Annotated in this window: 11 protein-coding genes; 6 read left to right on the forward strand and 5 right to left on the reverse strand. The window is 49.5% G+C overall.

Going from position 1 to position 8683, the window contains the following annotated elements; all coding sequences use genetic code 11:
* The coding region (locus tag ACO1NT_RS05215; RefSeq protein ID WP_449047363.1) for an energy transducer TonB at positions 1-749 on the reverse strand (749 nt) is incomplete at its 3' end.
* A 174-nt stretch (positions 750-923) separates the two neighbouring features.
* Between ACO1NT_RS05215 and ACO1NT_RS05220 the strand changes: the two genes are divergently transcribed.
* Both ACO1NT_RS05220 and ACO1NT_RS05225 read left to right on the forward strand, forming a co-directional pair.
* A complete protein-coding gene (locus ACO1NT_RS05220) occupies positions 924-1898 on the forward strand; it encodes a hypothetical protein (RefSeq protein WP_449047364.1) in 975 nt (324 codons plus the stop codon).
* On the forward strand, positions 1879-3018 hold the full coding sequence (locus tag ACO1NT_RS05225; RefSeq protein WP_449047365.1) for a glycosyltransferase family 2 protein: 1140 nt from the start codon (positions 1879-1881) through the stop codon (positions 3016-3018). The genes ACO1NT_RS05220 and ACO1NT_RS05225 overlap by 20 nt, the downstream gene beginning before the upstream one ends.
* Here the strand turns inward: ACO1NT_RS05225 and ACO1NT_RS05230 are convergent.
* The 4 genes from ACO1NT_RS05230 to ACO1NT_RS05245 all read right to left on the reverse strand — a co-directional run bounded on the left by ACO1NT_RS05230 (position 3015) and on the right by ACO1NT_RS05245 (position 6012).
* Complete coding sequence (locus tag ACO1NT_RS05230; protein ID WP_449047366.1) at positions 3015-3749, reverse strand: lysophospholipid acyltransferase family protein; 735 nt, start codon at positions 3747-3749, stop codon at positions 3015-3017. The two genes, ACO1NT_RS05225 and ACO1NT_RS05230, sit on opposite strands and share 4 nt — an antisense overlap.
* Before the next feature lie 164 nt (positions 3750-3913).
* Entirely contained in the window at positions 3914-4618 is a 705-nt protein-coding gene (locus ACO1NT_RS05235; RefSeq protein WP_449047367.1) for an SDR family NAD(P)-dependent oxidoreductase, read from the reverse strand.
* A gap of 15 nt (positions 4619-4633) precedes the next feature.
* On the reverse strand, positions 4634-5581 hold the full coding sequence (locus ACO1NT_RS05240) for a lysylphosphatidylglycerol synthase transmembrane domain-containing protein (RefSeq protein ID WP_449047368.1): 948 nt from the start codon (positions 5579-5581) through the stop codon (positions 4634-4636).
* 95 nt (positions 5582-5676) lie between these two features.
* Entirely contained in the window at positions 5677-6012 is a 336-nt protein-coding gene (locus ACO1NT_RS05245; protein ID WP_449047369.1) for a hypothetical protein, read from the reverse strand.
* Between the two features lie 155 nt (positions 6013-6167).
* Between ACO1NT_RS05245 and ACO1NT_RS05250 the strand changes: the two genes are divergently transcribed.
* From ACO1NT_RS05250 to ACO1NT_RS05265, 4 genes are all read left to right on the forward strand, one after another.
* On the forward strand, positions 6168-6692 hold the full coding sequence (locus tag ACO1NT_RS05250; protein ID WP_449047370.1) for a lipocalin family protein: 525 nt from the start codon (positions 6168-6170) through the stop codon (positions 6690-6692).
* Between the two features lie 35 nt (positions 6693-6727).
* Positions 6728-7246 carry a DUF2911 domain-containing protein gene (locus ACO1NT_RS05255; protein ID WP_449047371.1) on the forward strand — a complete coding sequence of 173 codons (519 nt, stop codon included), beginning with the start codon at positions 6728-6730 and terminating at the stop codon, positions 7244-7246.
* 78 nt (positions 7247-7324) lie between these two features.
* Complete coding sequence (gene rfbA / locus ACO1NT_RS05260; protein ID WP_449047372.1) at positions 7325-8197, forward strand: glucose-1-phosphate thymidylyltransferase RfbA; 873 nt, start codon at positions 7325-7327, stop codon at positions 8195-8197.
* A gap of 4 nt (positions 8198-8201) precedes the next feature.
* The coding region (locus ACO1NT_RS05265; RefSeq protein WP_449047373.1) for a GDP-mannose 4,6-dehydratase at positions 8202-8683 on the forward strand (482 nt) is incomplete at its 3' end.

The following is an 8683-nucleotide window of genomic DNA, read 5'->3' on the forward strand; positions in this document are numbered from 1 at the left end:
GGCGATGCCTTTAATAACCTCACAGCCTCGTCGCCAGTGCCAAATTTAAGGTCGCGCACAATCCGTATATCGGTAAGCGAACCGTCACGCTCCACAATAAAGGAAAGGATGATTTTGCCCTTCACCCCTGATTCCACTGCTTGTGCAGGATATCGGTAGTTTTTCTGTACATATTTAAGAAACGCTTCCATGCCACCGGGAAAAGTGGGCTCAACTTCTACAGAAATAAACGGATCATTCCCTATGCCCCCCGTTTCAGTGACCATCGCATCGCCATCAGCGTGGCCCGGCGGTATGTCGATATGGATATCTGCTGTCGGGTCGCCCGAAATGGTTTCCGGACCAGGGTTAGCCAATTTCAGCGTTTCGGCCGAAGGCGGGTCTTCGGTAATCCGATCGGCGCTAACAACCGCGGGAGGAGGCATACGGACCTGGCTCGTGCGGGGTATTGGCCGATCCGCCGCTGGTGGGTCGGGGAGCGATTTGTCAATAGGCGGTGGCGGGGTCAGTTCGAAGACAGCTGTTTTCTCAAGTGGATGGAAATGCTCCGCCGTGCCGGGGACAAGGTGTTGACGAATAAGAGGTGCTAATAGAAGCATCACGAAAAGGGTCGACGCAATAAACAATGCGATTAGGGCGGTTTTTGACGCATCGCGGCGCAACACGTATGCCCCGTATCGTTTATTGCGTCCCTCGAAAACGATATCCAGCCAAATCTGGCCGAAGATATCCTGCTTTGGATAATCCATAACGATGAAGATTAGTGAACAAAAATGAAAACAAACGGCCGTTATGTTTATCCAACAGGAAGCCAAACACTTCCCGTTTTATTATGGATGCGTTTCGCCTTGCAATTCCATAAACCATTCCATTGGGAATGGAACGGATAAATTAGTAACATTGCACGCTAGAATCATTCGGGTTTGACTAATAAGACAAAGAAAAAACTGGGCATTGCACTGAAGGTTGCCATTTTGGCCCTGGTGGCTTGGGTGCTCTATCAAAAGCTCAACAATCACCAAAACCTGAAGGAATTTGAGCGGCTAATGCATCAACTGGGTACCGAGACGGTGGTAATTACCCTGTCTGTGGTTGTGGCGCTGATGTTTGCCAACTGGTTTTTGGAGGTGGTGAAGTGGAGATACCTGTGCCGCCCAATTGAGCGGATTGGCTTATGGCGGGCTACGCAGTCTGTCTTCTGCGGATTATCGTGGGCTGTTTTTACACCGAACCGAATCGGCGAGTATGGGGGGCGCGTGATGTTTCTACAGCCCCGCAAGCGTATTTTTGGCGTGGTGGCCATGGGTGTGGGGGCACTGGCCCAACTGGTGCTGACAAGCGTGGCGGGCTCACTTAGCATAGCATGGTTTGTGAACCGCTTTTTTGACGTGAGTGCCCTTGGGGGTATGGCGATCTGGCTATTGGCCAGTCTGTATGCTGGTTTTTTCCTGATGTTGTATTTCAACGTGCGTTGGATAAACAGCTGGATGCAACGGATTAAGTTCCTGCGTAAATTCCATCGCTTTTTCGAAATCCTGACCCGTTATAGCCGTGGGGAACTAACAACGGTTTTTCTGAATTCACTGGCCAGGTTCGTGATCTTTACATCCCAATATGGTATCCTGATGTTGGTTATCATTCCGGATATCGCGTTCTTGCCCATGCTGCTGCTTATTTTCATCTTGTTTTTTGTGCAGGCCGCTTTGCCGACGCTCGACCTATTTGACTTCGGCGTACGCAGCGTTACAGCAAGTTATTTGTATGCGCATATTACCGACCAGGATATCGCTGTGATGGCGATCGCTTCGTGTATCTGGTTTATTAACCTTATATTACCTGCCATTTTGGGATCGGTATTTGTCTTTAAAATCAATTTCTTTGGCGACACAACTAATTAGTATCGCATTAGCTGTATTCACCGGAATATATGCGGTGCTGGTATGTTATATGCGGGCTGGATGGTTCGCCTTACCATTCGTTGCCAAGCAGGGGATACCAAAGACGAAGGTAAGCATACTGATTGCCGCGCGCAACGAAGCCGCAAATATCGGGCGCACCCTTTCGGATATATTGGCGCAGGATTTCCCGAAGGAACTGCTGGAGGTTATTGTGGTGGACGACCACTCCACAGACCATACGGCGGCCGTGGTTTGCTCGTTCGCCACACAGGGCGTGAAACTCTTGAAACTTAACGAATCGGAACCGTTAAATTCTTATAAGAAAAAAGCAATTTCCTTGGCTATCGAGACAGCAACGGGCGACTTCATCGTAACCACCGATGCCGACTGCCGGATGGAGAAGGATTGGCTGGCGACGGTCATCACGTTTGCCGAAGAAAAGGGGCACGTGCTGGTCTCCTCACCGGTGGTATACTCGCAGCAAAAAGGTTTTTTCGAAGAATTGCAGACGCTGGAATTTCTATACCTTATTGGTCTTGGCGCGGCCGGCATCGGAAAAAAGCACGCATCTACCTGCAACGGAGCGAATCTCGCCTACCGGCGCGATATATTTTACGAGTTGGGTGGGTTTAACGGTATTGATCACCTCGCGTCGGGGGACGACGAACTGTTCTTACACAAAGTGGCCGGGAAATACCCGGATCGGATAGGGTTTTGCAAATCGAAGGCGGCAATCGTATATACCGATGCAAAAAGTACCTTGGGGGGATTCATCAACCAGCGGCGACGGTGGGCATCCAAAAGCACACATTATAAAAATAAAGGAATCGTTGCGTTGGGCTTGGCGATATGGACCTTCAACCTCCTGTTGTTGGTTATGGGATTGGCACCGCTCTTTTTCGAGGTCGGCGGTTACGCCGTGGGTGGGTTTCTTATCGCCTTGACGTTGAAATTGACCGTAGAAGCGTTCTTCCTGTACCCCCTATGCCGGTTTGCGAACCGGGTAGATTTATTGATATACTTACCCCTATTGACACTGCTGCATGTCGTTTACATGGTATATATCGGTATAGCTGGCAATTTGGGCAAATACCAGTGGAAAGGACGGCGCGTCAATTAGTTCGTTATCTTTTCCCTGATTTTCGCTTCAACCTCCGCAACTACCTCTTCCGCGTTTCGGCCTTGTGGCTCAATAGGTGCCAGCACTTCCCATGACATCCGCGTGAACGTATTAAGCGGGAAAAAGCCATAACGTACCATCTGCCATGAATGGTTAATGGCAACAGGCACGACAAGCACTTGTGGCACTTTTTTCAATATGGTAGCGATGCCACCCACATTGAACGGCTTGATGATGCCCGTTTTGGCCCGCGTCCCTTCTGGAAAGATGAAAGCTGACCAATTCTTGGTTTTCATGTTATTGGCCAACTTCAGTATTTCGGCAATGGATTGTTTGGGGTCTTTCCGATCGATGTTGGCCGCACCGCCGTGGCGCAGATTGAACGATATGCTCGGTATCCCCTTCGCCAGCTCGATTTTGGAAATGAATTTGCCGTGGTGTCTGCGTAGGAAGAAAATTAGCGGCGGGATATCATACATGCTTTGGTGGTTGGCCACGAAAAGCAAAGGCCTGCCGATCGGCAGGTGCTGCCTGTTGGTAAACTTTACCGTGTTGCCCAATACATAATAGGTGCCCAGCAAGCATAGGTTGAGTATATCTACACATCGTTTATGTGCGCGGTATCCGCCCAGCTTGAGGCACAGCCATTGTATGGGGTGGAACACGGTAATGATAATACCGAAAAACAGATAAAAAATAGGTGAAAGGATGTATCCGGCAAATTTTCTCATGTATGCTTATGCCCTAAGTATGTCCATTGAAAGTCGCAAACTTAGATAAATTATTGATTCCTTGCTTGCTTTTTTCGGTATCAATGAGATCGCTTCGCTAGTTATTGATTCCATGCTTGTTTTTTTGGGTATCAATGAGATCGCTTCGCTAGTTATCTATTATTTCATGGAGTCGTTACGGCAACCGGTAAGATCTTGCCGTTGAAGAGCCGGTGCCCGGTGAGTGCGAATTGGGCGATGTAAGCCCCCATTTCATGGGCGGTGATAGGCGATTCGAATTGGGGGAACGCTTGGGCCAACATTTCTGTTTGTGCCGAACCCAGGGCAAGGCAGTTTATTTTGATCGCTTTGCTTTCGAGCTCCATGGCCAGGCATTCCGTAAGCACATGTAAAGCGGCCTTACTGGCTGAATAGGCTGCCAGTCCAGGGAACTTGACGCTACCCTGGAATCCGCCCATGCTACCTATATTGACAATGTGGCCGTCCCGTGGCATCAACGGTAGTAGTTGCTGTATCATGCGTACGTGGCCTAACAAATTACCTTCCAGCATCGCTGAGAAGTCGTCTGGGGAAGTGTTTTCAAACGGTCTGTTGATCAGTGAGCCGGCATTATTGATTAATATGTCTACCTGCCCCAGCTTCTCCTCCAAAAACGGGCGGAATTCCCTCTCGTAATCGCCATGCACAATGTCGAAGACGGATGGAAGGATTTGCATGTCGGGGGAACGTTTGAGTGCCGTTTCCTGGAGCTTTTCCAACCCGTGTCCCGAACGGGCAACGGCCACCACGCGATGCCCGGCATGGGCGAGTGCCAATGCCGTTTCGAAGCCGATACCCTTACTTGCCCCTGTAATTACAATAGTTGCCATGCTGCTATCATTGATTCAATCGTTATCATCATCGAGATGCTCCAAGTCGGCCTCTGTGGCGGCGGGGAGCTTGTCTTCGCCCAATCCTTGTGGACGGAAAATAAAATATGAGCCAAATGCCGCTAATAGGGCCGATGTGAGGTAGAACAATAAACTGATGAGTATAGCCAGATGTGCGTCGAGCTGGAAATATTTCGCACCGAAGACAAATACCATTTCACGCGCGCCAAGTCCGCCAACCGTAAAGGGCACAACCGCAACCAAAGACGAAACGAGGAACATCAGTAAATAGGGTGCGAACTTGCCTTCAAAACCCAATGCATAGAGTAAGAAAATCGCACAGACCACCTGCATTGACTGTACCCCTAACGCTTTGAGGTGGGTGTGGAAAAACCGCTTACTGTAGTCGGAGAAGTATCTACGGATAATCGAATAATAGGCAACTGACCCGATGACCACCACCACGATGGGTACTTGGTTCGGGATCTGCAGGCGTGGGATAAAAACCACCAGGGCGGCGGTAATCAAACACAATGCCCATAGCCCGCTCAATCGATCAAAGAAAACGGCCGACAAGAGTTTGCGGCCTTTCACCTCGAATTTGCGGCGCAGGAAGTAAATCTTGTATCCGTCCCCGCCGACGCCTCCGGGCAGGAAGAGGTTGTAGAATAACCCCAACAGGTAAAGCCTGAAGTTATACTGCTCTGAGAGCACCAGCCCCACACCCTTGAAAAAACCGTTGAGGCGCGACGAAGCAATCACGACCGAGCATCCATATGCCATAAAGGCAAGCGCCAAGAAGATCGGATTGGAGCCGGAAATGGTTTGCCCGATAAACTGCCAGAAGCTGAGCGGATATTCGTCAGAGCCGGCGCTGATGTTCTCCATCGCCTGTTCGCGATAGTCGGCCTCGACCTTACCGAATACCCAGTACAACGCAACAGCGGTAATGCAGACCTTCAAAACGGTCTTCGATATTCGCCATATTTGCTTTTTTGTCATGGAAGGCTAGTAAAAGCCTCAAAGGTAAAAAAAGGCGGCGACTATCATGCCATGCATTAACCGAAGATAATGGGATAGAGCCGAACATAGACCAGCGTTACGTAGGCAATGAGGAGTGCGGAATTTAAGGAAAGCATCCAATTGAGGTCGGTTTTTTGATATTTATGGCGAAGGGTGAGGAACAGCAATACGAGGAAACTTACAAAAAGCAGCCCCGGGAATATAAGTGCCCACTTGTTTTCGATGTATACAAACGTATCGCTGTATGATCGGGTGGCCTCCTGTTCGAGAACAACGGGTGCGAAAGCAAACAATAGGAGCAAAATGAACAGCCGGACCAGTATTTTTGCCGCGAATTGACTGATGGTATGGTTTTTGGACTGGGTTGCCATGCGAGCTGGATAACGTGTCTTTCGTGAACAAACATACGTGAATATCTGGTATCGCACATAAAAATAATTCATTTTATAGCCGAATCCATTATCTTTACATAATGAAAAGGCTTGGATAAAGCTTGAGTTTGTAATCCATTAGTTAGTTTAACACCATGAATAGAACATTATTTTTCTTTGTAGCCCTTTTATCGGCGTCTTTTTTGTTGACTTCCTGTACCGCCAAGCAAGGTGCGGTTGATGGCGCTCCATCCGCAGCCTCGTGGCGAAAGGGGGTTAAGGGCCAATGGGTATTGCATTCGGTGGATAAGGAAAACTTCCCTACGGCATACAGTGTTAAAACGATTTTTGAAGAAGCGCCCGCCGAGTGCTTTATCGGCAGTGTATGGAACCTGCCCAACAACGGGAAGGGTAGCATTACATTCGATGCCGAAGGGACACTTTGTGCGCCCGGTGCTGTGCGGAATATCGTGTGGTCCATTTATAATCCTGGCAGCGGTAATGGGGAACCCAAATTTCAGTTCAAGAAGATTTACCCCGGCGATAAGCCGAGCAACGTTACCGCTGGCTACCGGTTGGATCTGTCGTATGCCGATGCGGATCAGTTAACGATGCGGATGCCATTGGATTTGGATGGCCAAACGGGTTATCTGGTGTTCAATTTCGAACGCCTCCAATAAAAAAATGATTGATGAACCCAGTAAAAAAAAGTGTTATGAAAACAATCCTGTTATCCCTATTGGCGGTAGTGGTTATGTCTACCGTTGCTTTCGCACAGCAAGACAAAAGCAAACGGGCCAGTCCGCCAGACAGCACCATGGTAACGACAAAAGATGGTGTGACGATTGACATCCATTACAGTAAGCCTTCTTTGAAAGGCCGTGAGATCGGTGTCGAGATTGCCCCATTCGGCAAGGTTTGGCGCACAGGCGCGAATGAAGCGACAACCTTTGAAGTAAATGAAGACGTATTGGTGCAGGGGCAGCCATTGGCTGCCGGAAAGTACAGCCTCTACTCCATTCCCGGCGAAAAGAAGGTTACCCTTATTTTCAATAAGGTTTGGGACCAATGGGGAACCCGATACGACGAATCGAAGGACGCTTTGCGCGTAGATGCTACACCTTCGGAAGCCGGTGACTCGGTGGAACAATTTGCCATTACCGCAGATAAGGATGGTATGGTGACCCTGCGGTGGGGCGTCTATACGGTTCCGTTCTCGGTCGTTGCGCAATAAGGGCCATCTTTCACCTTTTTGGAGCAGTTCGCCTAAAAATTGATAGCTTTGCCTTTCTGTTTATTAGAAAGATAAAAAGTGAAAGGTATTATTTTGGCCGGGGGGTCCGGCACACGGTTACATCCGTTGACGCTTGCCGTAAGCAAGCAGTTGATGCCGGTTTATGATAAACCGATGATTTATTACCCCCTCTCTACCCTGATGCTGGCGGGCATTCGCGAAGTGCTGATTATTTCGACACCGCATGACCTGCCCGCTTTCCGTAAGTTATTGGGCGATGGCTCCCAAATCGGTTGTTCGTTTTCCTATAAGGTGCAAGAAGAGCCCAATGGGCTAGCCCAGGCTTTTGTAATCGGCGAGGACTTTATAGGCAACGATAAAGTGGCGCTGATACTGGGTGATAATATTTTTCATGGCGAGGGGCTGTCGCGTTTGCTGCAGCAGAGCGCCGATTCGGAGGGTGGGGTGGTCTTTGCCTATCCGGTTTCCGACCCGGAACGATATGGCGTGGTCGAGTTTGATAGCGACCATCGTGTGGTGTCCATTGAAGAGAAACCCACGCAGCCCAAGTCGAACTATGCGGTACCCGGGTTGTACTTTTACGACAATTCCGTCGTTGACATCGCCAAGCATATCCAACCATCGCCACGTGGCGAGTATGAAATAACCGACGTCAATAAAGTCTACCTCCAACAAGGCCGGTTGAAAGTTGGGATATTCAGCCGTGGTACCGCGTGGCTAGATACCGGTACCTTTACCTCCCTTATGCAGGCTGGGCAATTCGTACAGGTTATCGAAGAACGGCAGGGACTGAAAATCGGTTGTATCGAGGAAGTGGCCTACCGTATGGGGTATATCGATGCGGCGCAGCTTGACACCGTTGCTCGGCCGCTATTGAAAAGCGGATACGGACAATATCTATTGAAGTCAGTATTGAAAAAAGATCATTGACCGCATGGCTAAAACCGCATTAATTACAGGTATCACGGGTCAAGATGGTGCCTACCTTGCCGAGTTCCTTCTCAAAAAAGGGTATATCGTACACGGGGTAAAACGCCGGAGCTCATTGTTCAATACCGATCGTATAGACCATTTGTACCAGGATCCGCATGAGAACAACCTCCAGTTCACGCTGCATTACGGCGACCTTACCGATGCCACGAACCTTATCCGCATCGTACAGGAAACACAGCCCGACGAAATCTATAACCTGGCGGCCCAAAGCCATGTGAAGGTGAGCTTCGACACACCCGAATATACGGCAAATGCCGATGGTTTGGGTACCTTACGGTTATTGGAAGCTATCCGTTTGCTGGGCCTCGGCAACAAATGCCGTTTTTACCAAGCGGCAACCTCCGAATTATACGGTCTGGTGCAGGAAGTGCCGCAGCACGAGCGGACACCCTTCTATCCGCGTAGCCCCTATGCGGTGGCCAA

The organism is Parapedobacter sp. (assembly GCF_053550995.1).